The sequence below is a fragment of the Streptococcus sp. TATVAM-FAB8 genome, from assembly GCF_046592795.1.
In the GTDB taxonomy this organism is placed as follows: Bacteria; Bacillota; Bacilli; order Lactobacillales; family Streptococcaceae; genus Streptococcus; species Streptococcus ruminicola.
The window spans coordinates 25,610-42,420 of sequence record NZ_JAWVPQ010000007.1 but is presented as its reverse complement, the minus strand read 5'-3'; the positions used below and the strand labels follow the sequence as shown (position 1 = coordinate 42,420).

Below are 16,811 nucleotides of genomic sequence, written 5' to 3'. Positions count from 1 at the left end.
ATGGCATTTGAAAAAGAAATCACTTTAAAAGACTGTCTTTACAGCTATGCTATTAGCGATAATATTAAAAAATATACGCTTCGTGACACAACCTTTACGCAAAACCATATCGGTAATTACGAATTAACGCGTTTATTGGAAAAAGTCCCTAATTCAGGTGATGGATTCCCACTAAAAATCACTATCAACAAAGATTTGACAGGCTTCAAACTAAGCATTACTGACAAATCAGGGCTACGTTTCGTTAATATCTTCAAATCTGAAGATAATAAAATCCTCCAAGAAAAATTCTATTTCTTGATGGACAGCCTCGTTGAACGTGATATTTTCACTAAAAAAGAAGCTTAATCAATAAAAACAACTCCCTAGCTACTTCTTATTAGCTTTGGAGTTGTTTTTTTACTCTATTTTGTAAAATTTGTTTTTAATTTCACAAAGTTTTTGTTACAATAGATGTAACAAGTAAAAGGGAGATGGTATTGTGACTACTGAGAAATCTATTCCTAAAGCAACGGCTAAGCGACTTTCGCTGTATTATCGCATTTTCAAACGTTTTAATACAGATAATGTCGAAAAAGCAAGTTCAAAACAAATTGCAGATGCTATGGGAATCGATTCTGCAACTGTTCGCCGAGATTTTTCCTATTTTGGTGAGCTAGGAAGACGTGGCTTCGGCTATGACGTCAAAAAATTAATGAACTTCTTCGCTGATATTCTAAACGACCATTCAACGACAAATGTTTTATTGGTTGGATGTGGTAATATCGGTCGAGCATTACTTCACTACCGTTTCCATGATCGTAACAAGATGCAAATTGCTATGGCTTTTGATACGGACGATAATGAAATTGTTGGACATCAAACATCAGATGGTATTCCAGTTTATGGTATCTCATCACTTAAGGAGCACGCACAAGAAGCTGGCATCGAAACAGCTATCTTAACGGTTCCAAGTACTAAAGCTCAAGAAGTTGCTGATATCTTGGTTGAAGCTGGTATCCGTGGTATTTTGAGTTTCTCTCCCGTTCATCTAAATGTTCCAAAAGGTGTCATCGTCCAATACGTTGACTTAACAAGTGAATTACAGACACTTCTTTATTTCATGAGTCAATCAAATCAATAACAAACTGCAATCCAACTGCTTTTTGCTTAGCTGAGTTTATTTAGTATTAGAATACTTTTTCTTGCCTGAGAGTTTTCCTTTCAGGTTTTTTTAGTTTTACAGTACATCTGTTTCTTCCCTAAAACTATAATATTGGTATTTGCCTACTATAATGTGATCTAAACAGACTATGCCAATATCATCGCAAGCTCGTTTCATTTTCTCGGTAAATCGTAGGTCATTTTCACTCGGTGCTGGTGAACCTGACGGGTGATTGTGAATAATAATCACTGAAGTTGCCATGTTTTTACAAGCATAGTACAAAATCTCACGAGGTTCTGCGATTGAACGACGAACCGAACCAATAAAAATCGTCCGTTGTTCGATAATGCGATTCTGAGTATCCAAATAAATCGCCACCAAATGCTCCTGCTTCTGATCGCTCAACTCTAACATCATCTTTCTAGCCAAACGTTCACTACTCATGATACGCTCTTTTTGGACATATTCTGCTTTGCTAATGCGCTTTGCCAGTTCAATCATTGCTTTGATTTCAATAGATTTGACATAGCCAATTCCTTTAATTTTTTGCAATTCTTGTAAGGATAAATGCTGAAAGTCAGCAAGTGTATCGATGTGTTTTAAAATATCATTAGCTACTTCTAAAACTGGCCTTGTCTTGGTACCTGTTCGTAATAAAATGGACAATAATTCTTGATTGCTTAATTGCTCGGCACCTAAATCTCTCAATCGTTCGCGTGGCAACATGGCATCTGCTTTCATTTCTATTGCATACATAAAAATACCTCCACTTATTTATTCGTAAGTTAGAGGTATTTTTTCTTTAATTCGCTATTCTAAACGATTTTCTTGGCGTTTAGCGACATTGTCCTTGATAATCTGATAAAGACTAGCTGCTAAAGGTACAGCTACTAGCATTCCTAAAACACCCCAAAGCGCTGCGCCAATGGTAATAGCCATCAATACCCACATACCAGGTAATCCGATTGAGCCACCAACCACGCGCGGGTAAATAAGATTTCCTTCAAATTGCTGAAGAACGACAAGGTAGATCACGAAGAAAATAGCTTGAGAGACTGACTGAGTTGCGATCAGAATAAATCCAATTGTCAAACCAATGTAAGCTCCTACAACTGGGATTAAAGCCGTGAAGGCCACCAGAATCCCGATAGTTGCTGCATAAGGCAAATGCAACAAAAGCATACCTCCAGCTGTTAAACTACCAAGAATCATTGCTTCCAAGGTCTGTCCGACAAAGAAACCATGGAATCTCTGGTGTAAAATATCTAAAACATAGTGGACAGTCTTAGCGTATTTTCCAAGATAAGAATCAATTAACAGATTAAATTGACGAGATAGTTGTTCTTTGCTAGCTAGCACATAAATTGAAAAGACCAAACTAATAAAGACATTCAGAAGCGTTGAGGCAATGGTACTTACTGACGTTAAAATGCTTGTCAAAACTGATAACACTTGATTCAAAATCTGTTGACTGTAGTCTGATAATGTCGTCGTCACATCTGATGATGTCCCAAAGTATGCCAAAATATCTTTGACAACTTTATTGTCATTAACTTCTTTGATAAAGTTTGCAATACCACTTGTATCAATCTTCAACAGTGAATTGATACTAGCAATCAAATCTGGTAGAACAATTGAAAAGAGCCAACTAATCAACAAGATAAAGGTTAAATAAGCCAAAATCATTGAGACAGCCCGTTTTACCTTCAAAAGGTATTTATTTTTAATCAGACGTGTGAAAATCATCTCATAAAGACTCATGACGATATTTACGATATAAGCAATACCAGCTCCAATCAGAAATGGCTGACTAGCTTTAATCACCGTCGCCACAAGTGATGTTCCCATATCCCAATATGCCTTAATCGCATAACATATCACAAAAGCAAGAACTATATAATAAACCTGTTTTTTCTCAAATTTCATGGGGAATAAATTCTCCTTAATAAAGTTATTCCCATTATAGCAAATTTTATTAAAATGTCGAAAAGTCTGCTGCTTTGCCTACTTTTATTATTTCAATCTCGCTCAAAGATATATTCTTGCGTGCTTGGATTATAAATCGATTGAACACACATTTCTTTTCCATCATAAGTTATTTTGAAAATCGCACAGTTTGCTGGACGTTTTTTGGGAGTCGGCGGATTTTTCGTAGCATGCAAATAAAACTGCATAATAGCTCCACCGTGGCTGACAAATAACAAAGTCTCATCTTCTTTGCTAGCTTCCAAAACCTCACGAATAGTACGCTCCATGCGCTCATAAACCTGAGCAGTGGATTCACCACCATAACGCACAAAGAAATCACGGTAACCAGAACCATCTTCATGGTGAACTGGCGGATTCAAATACTCTTGATGCGCTTCATACGCTCCAAAATCCATTTCCTTGATTCCTTTTAAGCGAATGTAGTCAACTCGCCCAGTCGCTAACTCAGCAGTGTCGCAAGCTCTCTCTTGCGTTGACGAATAGACACGCGTGAAAGTAATCCCTTCTTGCTCAAAATACCGTCTTGCTGCCTTAGCTTGTTCAATCCCTTCCTCTGTCAATGGAGAATCACACGCTCCTTGAATTCTCCCTTGAACATTAAAGCGAGTTTGCCCATGTCGCATTAGATAAAAAGTTTTAACCATTTTCTCCTCCACCATCTCATAGAAGCAAAGCAACTCAGTTGAAAACTATCAACCGAGTTTAGCTTATTAATCGTTTAAAATATTAGCACCACGTGTTGCAATCAAATCTTTGTAATAGAAGAATGAATCCTTACGTGAGCGGTCAAAGCTACCATTACCTTGGTCATCGGCATCAACGTAAACAAAACCATAGCGTTTAGACATTTCAGACGTTGATGCTGACACAAGGTCTGTACACCCCCACCAAGTATATCCCATCAAGTCAACACCATCTTCAATGGCTTCATACATTTGTTTGACATGAGATTCCAGATAATCAATACGGTATTGGTCATGGATAGAACCATCTTCTTCCACCTTATCAAGAGCACCAAGACCATTTTCAACAACCATAAGCGGTACTTGGTAACGGTCATAAAGCTTATTTAAAGTGATACGAAGTCCAACAGGGTCAATTTGCCAGCCCCAGTCAGAAGCTTCCAGATATGGATTAGGTTCACTTAAGATTAAATTACCAGCTGTCTCTTCACCAGATTTTTGCTTACGTGCAATAGAGCTCATGTAATATGAGAATGACATGAAATCAACAGGGTATTTTTCAAGAATTTCAAGATCACCATCAGCAATTTCTAACTCAATATTGTTTTCTTTGAAGAAACGTTTCGCGTATGAAGGGTATTTACCACGCACTTGAACATCAGAGAAGAAAAGATTTTCATGGTCTTTTTTAATTTCTTCCATGACATCATCAGGATTACATGTAGCTGGATAAGCTTGCATACGCGCTAACATACAACCAATTTTAAAGTCAGGATTGATTTCATGACCAACTTTTGTGGCTAAACTTGATGCCACAAATTGGTGATGCGCTGCTTGATACATCTCTTGCAAATTCAATTTACCATCGTCAAATAAGAGGCCACCAGACAAGTAACCTGTCATACCAATAATGTTGATTTCGTTAAAAGTCAACCAGTATTTGACTTTATCTTTGTAGCGATTAAAGACTGTTTCAGCGTAACGCACAAAGCAATCAATCACTTTACGATTCTTCCAACCGCCATATTCTGTGATTAGATGAATTGGAAATTCATAATGTGACAATGTCACAAGGGGTTCGATGCCATATTTATTAAGTTCATCAAAAACACTATCGTAAAACGCTAAACCTGCTTCGTTTGGGGTAGCATCATCACCATTTGGAAAAATACGTGACCAGGCAATTGACATACGGAAAGTCTTAAAGCCCATTTCCGCATAAAGAGCAATATCTTCTTTGTAACGGTGATAAAAATCTGAACCCCAACGTTTCGGATATAAACCTTCTGTGTCATTTAAAGCAGCATCCAATTTAGCACGAGTCATTGGGCTATTGAATTCACTTCCCATTGATTTTCTCTCTTCTGGCGCTACTGCACGTGACGTATCTGAGGTAGCAGGTCCGCGTCCGTCAACATTCCACGCACCTTCAAATTGATTGGCAGCTGTTGCACCACCCCATAAAAAATCTTTTGGAAATTGTTTTGTCATATTTTCTCACCTCATACTTTAGTTTACTCTTGTATTATATCTTGAAATGTAAGTGTTTTCTATCACTATTATCTTAAAAAACAATACTATCACATGATAATAAAACTATTTCCTCACCTTAGAGGAAAAATCTTTTCAAAAAATGAAATCAAGTATGAAAACTACTCATTTTTCATTCATTCTATAGAAGAAAATTTGACAAAAGCCCTTTCTCTCTATATAATTAATTAGTTGAAATTATTCTATTTTTTCTGAAAATGGGAAATATATTTTAATAAGTAGTACTGATTTAATGGCTAAAAGATAAAGAGTCACTTGATGATTTACCCTTTAACCAATGATTACAGTACTATGACTGACTTAGGAGTTTAATTATGTATAATTTTCTATCGTCTTTAGACAGTCTAGTCTGGGGACCACCTCTTCTTGTTCTTCTTGTTGGAACAGGAATTTATTTGTCTTCTCGCTTAGGATTATTGCAAGTTTTCCGCCTCCCAAAGGCCTTAAAACTGATCTTTAAATCTGAAGCAAAAGGTAAAGGGGATATTTCAAGTTTTGCTGCACTAGCTACTGCTCTTGCAGCAACTGTCGGTACTGGTAATATTGTCGGTGTCGCAACTGCCATCAAACTTGGTGGTCCAGGGGCACTTCTTTGGATGTGGATGGCCGCATTCTTTGGAATGGCTACAAAATATGCTGAAGGTGTTTTAGCCATCAAATACCGTACAACAGATGCAAATGGTGAAATTTCTGGTGGTCCAATGCACTACATTGTTAATGGGATGGGAAAACGTTGGAAACCTTTGGCCATTGCCTTCTCAATTTTTGGGGTAATGGTTGCCTTGTTTGGCTCAGGGACTTTCACACAAGTTAACTCAATCACTGATTCACTTAGCAACACTGTTGGCTGGTCACCAAAAATCATCAGTATTGTCTTGGCTGTCCTTGTCAGCATTATCATCTTCGGTGGTATTCAATCAATTTCAAAAGTTGCTGAAAAAATTGTTCCATTTATGGCAATTATTTACATTCTAGCAACTATCACTATTCTTGCTTTCCACTGTGATCAAATTATTCCAAGTATCGGCTTAGTCATTAAATCAGCCTTTACTGGAAAAGCAGCAACTGGTGGTTTTGCTGGTGCAACGGTTATCACAGCTATCCAAGCTGGTATCGCACGTGGTATCTTCTCAAATGAATCTGGGCTTGGTTCTGCACCAATCGCTGCTGCTGCTGCGAAAACTGATGAACCTGTTGAACAAGGTCTTGTTTCTATGACTGGTACTTTCATTGATACCATCATTATTTGTACCCTAACAGGACTTTCAATTATTGTCACTGGTGGTTGGTCAAGCAAACTTAACGGAGCAACTTTAACACAGTCTGCTTTCTCTACTGTTTTTGGAAACTTTGGTGTCTATGCTTTGACATTCAGTTTAATTCTCTTTGCCTTTACCACAATTCTTGGTTGGGGATATTACGGAGAACGTTGTTTTGAATTCCTATTTGGTGTCAAAGCTATTCCAGTTTACCGTATCATTTTCATCGCTATGGTCGCTCTTGGCGGTTACATTAGCCTTGAAACTATCTGGGTTATCGCTGATATCGTTAACGGTTTGATGGCAATTCCAAACTTGATTGCCTTACTAGCCCTTTCACCAATTATTATCAAAGAAACAAAACACTATTTCGATACACATTAAAAAATAAGAGATTAGGGATTATCCTAATCTCTTGTTTTTCCCTTTAAAGAAAACGCTTATTAACGGGATTTCTGTGCCAAAAGAGGCGTTTTAGTGATATAATAAAAGGTAGCTCAAATTTAACATAATCTACTGATACATTTATAACCTCATTTGAACAAAGGAGGCATTTCTTATGTCAACACCAGAAGAAAACCTACGCTTAGCAAAACGAGGGCCCATTGTTAGTATTATTGCCTACATGGTCATCACCTTATTGAAGCTAATCACTGGTTATTTTTTGAATTCATCATCATTAATCGCTGATGGTTTTAACAACTTGTCTGATATTCTCGGAAATGTTGTGCTTTTAATTGGACTACATTTGGCGAGCAAACCAGCCGATGAAGATCACCGCTTTGGTCATTGGAAAATGGAAGATTTATCAAGTTTGATCACTTCTTTCATCATGTTCTACATTGGCTTTAAAGTTCTCTTTCAAACCATTGAAAAAATCATCTCAGGTAGCATGACACCTCTTGATCCTGAAGGTGCCATTGTCGGAGTCATCTCTGCAGCGATTATGTATGGTGTTTACCTTCACAATAAACGCCTCTCACAACGTGTCAAATCAAGCGCACTCTTAGCCGCATCAAAAGATAATCTTTCTGATGCTGTCACTTCTATCGGTACTTCTGTAGCCATCCTCGCAGCTTCATTTAACTTAGTCATCATTGATAGATTGGCTGCCATCGTTATTACTTACTTCATTTTGAAAACAGCCTATGATATTTTTATCGAAAGTGCCTTTAGTCTTTCAGATGGATTTGATCAAAAAGAACTCCAAAAATACAAAGAAGCTATCCTCAAATTACCAAAAGTTTCAAATGTCAAATCACAACGTGGTCGCTCATACGGAAGCAATATTTACCTTGATATCGTTGTTGAGATGAATCCTGACCTATCAGTTTACGAAAGCCACGAAGTTACTGAACAAATCGAAGAACTCCTTCGTAAAGAATTCTCTGTTTACGATACAGATGTTCACGTTGAACCAGGAGCAATCCCTGAAGATGAGATTTGGGATAATGTCTACAAAAAGCTTTATAAAGCCGAAAAAACCATTCTCGCTAAGATTCCAGATTACGAAAACCTTATCTCAGATGACTTCTACCTTATCGATGTTGACGGTCATTCCTATACCAAATCTGAAATGACTGCTCGAGAAAGACACTACATGAGCAATATCGAAGCTTTTGAAATGACATCTATCAGTCAAAAAACAAAGCTTATCACTTACAAGCTCGATAATATGACTCATACAAGTATCTGGCGTCGCAAGGAAAATTGGTTCCTTGTCTTCCACCAAATCACTCCACAAACAACAAATTCTCAAGATTAACCGTAAAACCAGGATTAATACTCCTGGTTTTTTAGATGCTTAGAATTAATCAGTTGTTTTAATTAACCGGTTAACTATTTTATATTATAGCACGATTCTATTGATAATCAAGAAAAAAATGAAAACTAAAAAAGTTCTAAGTTTCACTACTTAGAACTCTTTTAATTTATTTTTTAACGGCATCAGTTGCCACGTCATCACCAAACCATTTGTTTGAGATTTCTTGGAACTTGCCTTCTTGATAAAGTTTTTGGAAAGCCTGATTGATTTTCTTAACCAATGTTTTATCAGCTTTTCTAGCCCCTACAGCAAAATCTTCACCATCAAACTCACTAGCAATGATATTGTAGTTATCTAACTCACCTTCTTGTTCAAGGTAGTAATTCGCATAAACCTTATCAATCAAGAGACCATCGATACGATCGTTTTTGAGGTCGATAAGGGCTTGTGTGAAGGTTTCATACTGTGTCGCATCACCACCAGATACAATATCTTTTAAGACTTTTGGTTTTGCATTGAAAGCATCGTAACCAGATGAACCTGATTGCGCTCCGAGGACTTTATCTTTCATCCCTGCAAAACTTGTAATTCCTGAAGATTTTTTAGTGACTAGCACTTGTTCATTAACCATGTAAGGATTTGTAAAGAGAACTTTTTCGGCACGTTCATCACTAATAGAATAACCATTCCAAATCAAATCAATCGTACCGTTGTTCAATTCAGTTTCTTTCATATCCCAGTTGATTGATTGCCATTTCACTTTAATACCATACTGTTCAAAGACGGCATTGGCAAGATCGATATCAAAACCAACATTTTTGCCATCTTCATCTTCGTACCCCATTGGTACAAAAGTGTTATCAAAACCAATCGTAATCTTACCATCTTTTTGATAAGTTTTCCATTGGTCTGTCTTAGCAACTTTTTTTGATGACGATGACCCGCAAGCAGCTAAACTAACTGTCGCAACAAGCGCCATGGCACTTAAAAGAACTTTTTTCAATTTCATAAAGACACCTAATGAGACTTTCTGTTATTTTGGATTAATTTTTAAAATGTGATCTGAAATCGTTTCTGCAAATTGTAAATCATGGGTAACCACAATCTGAGTCATTCCAGCTTCTCGGTTTTGTAAAATCAATTTTTCAACTTCTTGACGTAATTCTGGGTCAAGCGCTGACGTTGGTTCATCATAACCAATGATTTGAGGATCAATCATCATCGCACGAGCAAGGGCGACACGTTGCTTTTGCCCACCTGATAATGAGTAAGGATAAGCATCCGCATGTTCTCCCAAACCAAGACGTTTAAGAAGACCAAGCGCCTTTTCTTTTGCCGCTTCTTTTGTCATTCCCATTGTTTTAACAGGTGACAAAATCAAATTATCTAAAACAGACAAATGTGGGAACAATTGAAAGTCTTGGAAAACAAAGCCAAGCAAGTTAAGTGTCTCTAAGTGATCAATCGGAACAACTTCACCATTATAGATGATTTCACCCGAATCAATTTTTTCAAGACCAGCAAGCATACGTAGCAAAGTGGTTTTACCACCACCTGAAGGTCCTACAAGAGACAAAATTTTACCATCTTCAATTGTTAAATTAAAATGGTCAAAAATCTTCTTTTGACCAAATTGTTTGGAAATATTTTTTAATTCTAACATCTGGTCACCTCTTATTTATAATAATCAAATTTTTTCTCAGTTTGTTTTGAAATCAAGGTAACAATACCAATCATAAGCAAGTAAATAGCCCCTGCCACAAACATCGGTGCAAGTGTTGCATCACGGTTGGCAGCTGTCTTACTTGCAAGCAACAAGTCACCAACACCAAGAACATAAACGAGTGAAGAATCCTTGACAAGGTTGATAATTTCATTGAAAACACTTGGCAAAACAATCTTGAAGACCTGTGGCAAAATAATATAATGAATAGTTTGCAACTGATTTAATTTCAAAACTTTTGCAGCTTCATATTGACCTTTTGGAATAGCAGCAATCCCACCACGGAAAATCTCAGCAAAATAAGCTGCATAATTCAAGGTAAATGCCAAAATTGCCGCAGGCATACGGTCCATAACCACTCCTACACTTGGTAAAACGTAGTAGAAGAAAATAAGTTGCAATAGCAATGGTGTTCCACGCATAATCCATACATATAATGTCAACAACCATTGCAAAGGTTTAAATTTAATCTGCATCAAAAAAGCTAGGATAGCACCAATCGGAATGGAAAGCACAATAACAATACAGAAAACTTGCAAAGTTACCGCAGCGCCATCTAACAAGCTAGGCAGAACTTGTGAAATATATGACATGTTATCTCCTAAAAAGAATTTGTTACTATTATAGTATTATATCAAATTTTCAAACAATTGGGGAGCAAAGAAGAATATTTTATCATTTGACCTTATAAAAATGAACTCAAATAACATAACTATATTTATGTAAATAATATCTTTAAATATAAAAAACGCTACGAGAAAAGCTCATAGCGTTAATGTCATTATAGTTTTTTAACAAACTCTGATTTTAATTTCATTGCACCGAAACCATCGATTTTACAATCAATGTTGTGGTCACCTTCAACAAGACGAATGTTTTTAACACGAGTTCCTTGTTTAAGATCTTTTGGTGCACCTTTTACTTTCAAGTTTTTAACGATAGTAACACTGTCACCGTCAGCAAGACGAGTTCCGTTGCTATCAAGAACAACCAAGCCATCTTCTTCTTCAACTGAATCAGCTGGGTTCCATTCATAAGCGCACTCTGGGCAAACTAACATTAATCCATCTTCGTAAACATACTCAGAGTTACATTTTGGACAATTTGGTAAAGACATCATTTCTCCTTATCAAAAAATAGCTATAACTTTATTACTGTCATAAAGTTAAAAGTTACATTATCCATTCTACCTTAGAAAGTAAATTTTGGCAAGTATTATTCCACAGTAACCGATTTCGCAAGGTTACGAGGTTTATCGACGTCCAAACCACGTTGAAGTGTTGCGTAATAAGCAATCAATTGTGCTGGGACTACCATTGCAATAGCTGACAAGAATGGATGTACAGTTGTTACGATGATATCGTCACCTTCACGAGCTTGGCTTTCATCAACAATTGTAAGAACACTTGCTCCACGTGCTTCAACTTCTTGGATATTACCACGTGTATGTGATGCAAGAACAGGATTGCTTGAGATAAGTGCGATAACAGGCACACCTTCTTCAATCAATGAAATTGTACCGTGTTTCAATTCACCAGCTGCAAATCCTTCACATTGAATGTATGAAATTTCTTTTAATTTCAAGCTAGCTTCCATGGCAACATAGTAATCTGAACCACGACCGATATAAAAGGCGTTACGAGTTTCTTTAAGAAGTGCTTCTGCTTTTTCAGCAATCGTGTCTTTTTCAGAAAGTGTTGCTTCAATAGATTGTGCAACGATAGCAAGTTCGTGAACAACATCAAAATCAGCTGCTGCTTTGTTGCCATTAGCATCGCCTACTGCTTTAGCAAGAATTGCCAATGTAGCAACTTGAGCTGTATAAGCTTTTGTTGAAGCAACTGCAATTTCAGGTCCTGCATGCAAAAGCATAGTGTATGTTGCTTCACGTGATAATGTTGAACCAGGAACGTTTGTAATAGTCAAGCTAGGAATGCCCATTTGATTTGCTTTAACCAAGACTTGACGACTATCAGCGGTTTCACCAGATTGTGAAATCATGATAAAAAGTGGTTTTTTGCTCAATAAAGGCATGTTGTAGCCCCATTCAGATGCAATACCAAGTTCAACTGGTGTATCAGTCATTTGTTCAAGGAATGATTTTGAAGCAAAACCAGCATGGTAAGATGTTCCAGCAGCCAAAATGTAAATACGATCTGCTTCTTGAACAGCTTTAATGATTTCTGGATCAACAGTGACTTGATTATTGTCATCTGTGTAAGCAGTGATTAACTTACGCATAACTGTTGGTTGTTCATCAATTTCTTTCAACATATAGTAAGGGTAAGTTCCTTTACCAATATCAGATAAGTCAAGTTCAGCTGTGTAAGAATCACGTTCGATAGTATTGCCATCATAATCCATAACTGAAACAGAATCTTTTGTCAAAACAACCAATTCCTTGTCATGGATTTCCATAAATTCGCTAGTTTCGCGAATCATTGCCATAGCATCTGAACATACCATGTTGTATCCGTCACCCAAGCCAATCAAAAGAGGTGATTTATTTTTAGCCACATAAATAGTATCAGGATCTTCAGCATCAACCAAAGCAAACGCATATGAACCTTCAATGATTTTCAAAGCTTTTTTAAAAGCTTCAAGAACTGACAAACCTTGTTCAACAAATTCACCAACTAAATGAACAGCGATTTCAGTATCAGTTTCACCTTTAAGATGGTGATTTGAAAGATATGTTTCTTTAATTTGTAGATAGTTTTCAATAACACCATTGTGAACCAAGACGAAACGTCCAGTTTCAGATGTATGTGGGTGAGCATTCAATTCAGTTGGTTGACCGTGAGTTGCCCAACGGGTGTGACCAATACCAGTGTAACCAGCCATATCAATTCCAATTTTCGCACGAAGATCAGCAATACGTCCAACTGATTTAATTAAGCGACCTTGATTAACACCATTAGTAACGTAAATTCCTGCAGAATCGTAACCACGGTACTCCAATTTTTCAAGACCTTGCATTAAGATGTCTGTTGCGTTTTTGTTTCCAACAACACCAACAATACCACACATATTTTTTTACCTTTAATAGGAAAAACCTATTATCTCTTTCTTATTTTTTGAATTGGTATAGTCTAATAAAGACCTTCCAAAACCTTACAGCAACAGTATATAACTTTACTTTTGCCTTGTCAACAGGAAGATTGGTATAAAATATACTATACCAATTCTTTATTGGTATAAAAGGAAAATTAAACCAACAAAAAACAGAGTAGCTAAACTACTCTGTTGTAATAAATCCAAATTGATTAAGTGGTAAAACTTTGAAAGTAACAACACCACGAATTTGACTTTCCTTGATTAGTCCAAAACTACGACTATCATTAGTATTCTGACGATCATCATTTAAGACTAGATAATACCCTTTTGGCACTTCGTTATATTTACCATTAGAAACTGTATTAACAGAAAAATCAGAAGTAAATGGCTGTTGGGTATCAGAAGTTGACAAATATTCGGATTTTATCTTGCTAATGTACGGTTCTTCTTTTACTTTGTTGTTAACATAAAGAATATCATCCATTACAGTCGCACTTTGTCCAGCTGTTGCGACAACACGACTAATGTAAAAAATGCCATCCTTCTTATAAACGATAAAATCTTTATAGCGTGGTTCTCGATTACGATTAACAACTACGACATCACCATTTGATAGGTATGAATTAGCGGCATCTTCATGCACTCTAAATGTTGAAAAAACAAAAATTCTCAACAAAAATATCGCTAAAATAGCAATTAAGACTAAAATAATATTTCGAATAAAATCGCGCTTAACCATAATTTCTCCTATTCTTTGTTCTATTATATCATGTTTCTGAACATAAAAAAAGTGGGCATGTGACTTTTGACACAAAGTAAGTAAGTAAGTTAGCCTTGTTTTATCTAGATAAAAGAATAAAAAATGAGAATATTTGCCCCTTCTGTGCCCCTTGCTAGCATTTTGACATAAAAAAAGCCCTATCACACAGGCCGTAAAGCTTGATATGATAGGCTTTTTTATTTTTAATTATTTTACAGTGCGGATACGCATTGTGTTTGTACCACCTGAACCAACAGGAACACCAGCGACGATAACGATGTTATCACCTGATTGAACCAAACCTGATTCAAGAGCAGCTTTTTCAGCAACTTCAAACATGTCATCAGTTGATGCAGGTTTTTCAGTTACGACTGGAATAACACCCCAGTTAATCATCAATGATTTTTGGGTTTTTTCGTCGAATGTTACAGCCAAGATGTCAGCATCTGGACGGTATTTAGAGATAAGACGAGCAGTGTTACCAGATTCAGTAAGAGCAACTACAAGTTTGATATCCATTGAGCTTGTTGCATCTTTAACTGCAGAAGCAACAACTTCTGTTTTAGAAGTACGAGCGAATGATGATGAATCAAGACGTCCGTATTCGTTAAGAAGAGTTTGAGCGTTTTTATCGATTGTAGCCATTGCACGAACTGCTTCAACTGGGTATTTACCATTTGCAGATTCACCTGAAAGCATTGTTGCGTCAGTACCATCAATAACAGCGTTGAACACGTCAGATACTTCTGAACGAGTTGCACGTGGTTTTTCAGTCATAGATTCAAGCATGTTTGTTGCTGTGATAACTGCTTTACCAGCTGCGTTAACTTTAGTGATGATCATTTTTTGGTAAACTGGAACCATTTCAAATGGAACTTCGATACCCATGTCACCACGAGCGATCATGATACCATCAGCAGCTTCGATGATTTCGTCGATGTTTTCGATACCTTGTTGGTTTTCGATTTTAGCAAACAAACGAACGTGTCCGTTACCAGTTTCTTCACAGATTGCACGAACTTCTTCAACGTCTTTTGCAGTACGTACGAATGAGATAGCGATGAAGTTAAGACCTTGTTCAAGACCAAAACGGATATCAGCGTTATCACGTTCAGCAAGAGCTGGGAATGGGATTTTAGTGTAAGGAATGTTTACACCTTTTTGTTTAGCGATAATACCATCGTTTTCAACTTCAACAACAAATTCACGAGTTGCATCGTCTTTAGCGACAACACGAAGACCAAGTTTACCATCGTCAACAAGAACTTGTTTACCAACTTCAACGTCATCGTAGATGTCAAGGGCACCAGCAACGTTCAAAGCGATAACTTCGCGAGTTGATTTGATACCTTGTTTAGTAGCAACACGGATTTGTTCACCAGTTTTGTATGAATATTCTTTAGCTTCGCCTTCAAAAAGTTCAGTACGGATTTCAGGACCTTTAGTGTCAAGAAGGAAACCAACTTTTTGTCCAGCAATTTCTTCGGCACGACGTACAGTTGCCATACGTTCACCTTGTTCTGCGTGGTCACCGTGTGAGAAGTTGAAACGGAAGACGTTTGCACCTTCTTTAATCAATTGAGCGATTTTTTGTGCTGATGCTTCAACATCAAGGCTTTCACCCCAATATCCATCTTCACCGAATTTTTTACCGCCACGGATTTCAACCGCAGGACCAAGTGTTGCAACGATTTTTACGCGTTTATTCATGATAATATGAAACTCCCTTTATTTTTAAGCCGAATGAACGACTATTAATAACAATAATTTTTAATCTAATACTATACTATATTACAAATGAGCAATGTCTCGATTTAATTGAGCAAAGTCAAGACGTGCTTTGTGTGGCATGTTGACGATAATGCTACCATCTTCTGCCAATGAGAATAGAGCACCTTCTTCTTTAGTACCAAGAATTGGGCTTTCTACTAATTCTTCGTTGTGGATACCAACAGCAAGTCCACCACGACCTTGTTGAAGCAATTCAACAGCGTGAGCACCCATCCAAGAAGCAAGAACACGATCACGAGGTGATGGTGCACCACCACGAAGGATGTGACCAAGGTTAGTTGCACGAAGGTCGCTAGTATCACCAGCTTCTTTCATCAACTCTGCAAATTTTTCAGCATGCATTACACCTTCAGCAAGAACGATAAGGTGACGTTCTTTACCTTTGTTTTCGTAACCATCTTTAACTTTTGCAACAACTTCGTTGATGTCATATTCTTCTTCAGGAATAATGATTTGGTCAGCACCTGCAGCAATACCTGCCCAAAGAGCGATATCACCAGCGTTACGTCCCATTACTTCAACAACGAATGTACGTTTGTGACTGTAAGATGTATCACGGATTTTGTCAAGAGCTTCCATAGCTGTGTTTACAGCTGTATCAAACCCAAGAGTGTAATCTGTACCAGCGATATCGTTATCGATTGTACCTGGGATACCAACTGCTGGGAATCCGTGTTCTGTCAAGCGCATAGCACCGTGATAAGAACCGTCACCACCGATAACAACGACACCTTCGATACCGTGTTTTTTAAGTTGTTCGATACCAGCAAGTTGTCCTTCAAGAGTTGCAAACTCAGGGTAACGAGCTGATTGAAGGAAAGTACCACCACGTGACAAAATGTTTGAAACACTTTGAGCATCCAATGGGAAAATGTCGCCATCGACCATACCAGCATAACCGCGGTTGATTCCGAAGACTTCCATTCCTTCTTTAATTGCTTTACGAACAACTGCACGAACAGCAGCATTCATACCAGGAGCGTCGCCGCCACTAGTCAAAACAGCAATACGTTTCATTTTGCTAATACTCCTTTTATTAATCTAACGTTCTTATTATAGCACATTACTTTGTAAAAAGCTTTACTTTAT

General features: G+C 37.2%; 16 protein-coding genes. 4 read left to right on the top strand and 12 right to left on the bottom strand.

Going from position 1 to position 16,811, the window contains the following annotated elements; translation table 11 throughout:
- On the top strand, window positions 1–348 hold the full coding sequence (locus SFC32_RS05470) for a DUF1831 domain-containing protein (protein WP_411050040.1): 348 nt from the start codon (window positions 1–3) through the stop codon (window positions 346–348).
- Window positions 349–481: 133 nt separating this feature from the next.
- The gene (locus tag SFC32_RS05465; protein WP_039696977.1) at window positions 482–1,123 is read left to right on the top strand and encodes a redox-sensing transcriptional repressor Rex; all 642 of its coding nucleotides are present in this window, start codon (window positions 482–484) and stop codon (window positions 1,121–1,123) included.
- A 96-nt stretch (window positions 1,124–1,219) separates the two neighbouring features.
- On the opposite strand, the gene radC is transcribed toward SFC32_RS05465, so the two are convergent.
- From radC to SFC32_RS05445, 4 genes are all read right to left on the bottom strand, one after another.
- The gene (radC, locus tag SFC32_RS05460) at window positions 1,220–1,900 is read right to left on the bottom strand and encodes a RadC family protein (protein WP_014334663.1); all 681 of its coding nucleotides are present in this window, start codon (window positions 1,898–1,900) and stop codon (window positions 1,220–1,222) included.
- A 54-nt stretch (window positions 1,901–1,954) separates the two neighbouring features.
- Window positions 1,955–3,070 (bottom strand): AI-2E family transporter, encoded by a 1,116-nt coding sequence (locus tag SFC32_RS05455; RefSeq protein ID WP_411050039.1) that lies wholly within the window; start codon window positions 3,068–3,070, stop codon window positions 1,955–1,957.
- A 92-nt stretch (window positions 3,071–3,162) separates the two neighbouring features.
- Entirely contained in the window at window positions 3,163–3,777 is a 615-nt protein-coding gene (locus tag SFC32_RS05450; RefSeq protein ID WP_074601771.1) for a histidine phosphatase family protein, read from the bottom strand.
- Window positions 3,778–3,843: 66 nt separating this feature from the next.
- The gene (locus tag SFC32_RS05445; protein ID WP_411050038.1) at window positions 3,844–5,307 is read right to left on the bottom strand and encodes a glycoside hydrolase family 1 protein; all 1,464 of its coding nucleotides are present in this window, start codon (window positions 5,305–5,307) and stop codon (window positions 3,844–3,846) included.
- A 374-nt stretch (window positions 5,308–5,681) separates the two neighbouring features.
- Between SFC32_RS05445 and SFC32_RS05440 the strand changes: the two genes are divergently transcribed.
- A complete protein-coding gene (locus SFC32_RS05440; protein ID WP_411049831.1) occupies window positions 5,682–7,010 on the top strand; it encodes an alanine/glycine:cation symporter family protein in 1,329 nt (442 codons plus the stop codon).
- A gap of 175 nt (window positions 7,011–7,185) precedes the next feature.
- Entirely contained in the window at window positions 7,186–8,391 is a 1,206-nt protein-coding gene (locus SFC32_RS05435; RefSeq protein WP_411049832.1) for a cation diffusion facilitator family transporter, read from the top strand.
- A 166-nt stretch (window positions 8,392–8,557) separates the two neighbouring features.
- Here the strand turns inward: SFC32_RS05435 and SFC32_RS05430 are convergent, their stop codons facing one another.
- The 8 genes from SFC32_RS05430 to pfkA form a co-directional block, all read right to left on the bottom strand.
- Window positions 8,558–9,400: an amino acid ABC transporter substrate-binding protein gene (locus SFC32_RS05430; protein ID WP_074601763.1), complete on the bottom strand. Its 843-nt coding sequence runs from the start codon at window positions 9,398–9,400 to the stop codon at window positions 8,558–8,560.
- A gap of 24 nt (window positions 9,401–9,424) precedes the next feature.
- Window positions 9,425–10,054 carry an amino acid ABC transporter ATP-binding protein gene (locus tag SFC32_RS05425; protein ID WP_074482136.1) on the bottom strand — a complete coding sequence of 210 codons (630 nt, stop codon included), beginning with the start codon at window positions 10,052–10,054 and terminating at the stop codon, window positions 9,425–9,427.
- Between the two features lie 11 nt (window positions 10,055–10,065).
- The gene (locus SFC32_RS05420; RefSeq protein WP_014334657.1) at window positions 10,066–10,707 is read right to left on the bottom strand and encodes an amino acid ABC transporter permease; all 642 of its coding nucleotides are present in this window, start codon (window positions 10,705–10,707) and stop codon (window positions 10,066–10,068) included.
- 188 nt (window positions 10,708–10,895) lie between these two features.
- Window positions 10,896–11,231: a zinc ribbon domain-containing protein YjdM gene (locus SFC32_RS05415; RefSeq protein WP_039696985.1), complete on the bottom strand. Its 336-nt coding sequence runs from the start codon at window positions 11,229–11,231 to the stop codon at window positions 10,896–10,898.
- A gap of 98 nt (window positions 11,232–11,329) precedes the next feature.
- Entirely contained in the window at window positions 11,330–13,144 is a 1,815-nt protein-coding gene (gene glmS, locus SFC32_RS05410) for a glutamine--fructose-6-phosphate transaminase (isomerizing) (protein ID WP_039696986.1), read from the bottom strand.
- A gap of 208 nt (window positions 13,145–13,352) precedes the next feature.
- On the bottom strand, window positions 13,353–13,910 hold the full coding sequence (gene lepB, locus SFC32_RS05405; RefSeq protein WP_074559982.1) for a signal peptidase I: 558 nt from the start codon (window positions 13,908–13,910) through the stop codon (window positions 13,353–13,355).
- Between the two features lie 228 nt (window positions 13,911–14,138).
- Window positions 14,139–15,641 (bottom strand): pyruvate kinase, encoded by a 1,503-nt coding sequence (gene pyk / locus SFC32_RS05400; protein WP_074563519.1) that lies wholly within the window; start codon window positions 15,639–15,641, stop codon window positions 14,139–14,141.
- An 81-nt stretch (window positions 15,642–15,722) separates the two neighbouring features.
- Window positions 15,723–16,739, bottom strand: coding sequence for a 6-phosphofructokinase (gene pfkA / locus SFC32_RS05395; RefSeq protein ID WP_074559978.1), 1,017 nt, complete (start codon window positions 16,737–16,739; stop codon window positions 15,723–15,725).
- Window positions 16,740–16,811: the final 72 nt, after the last annotated feature.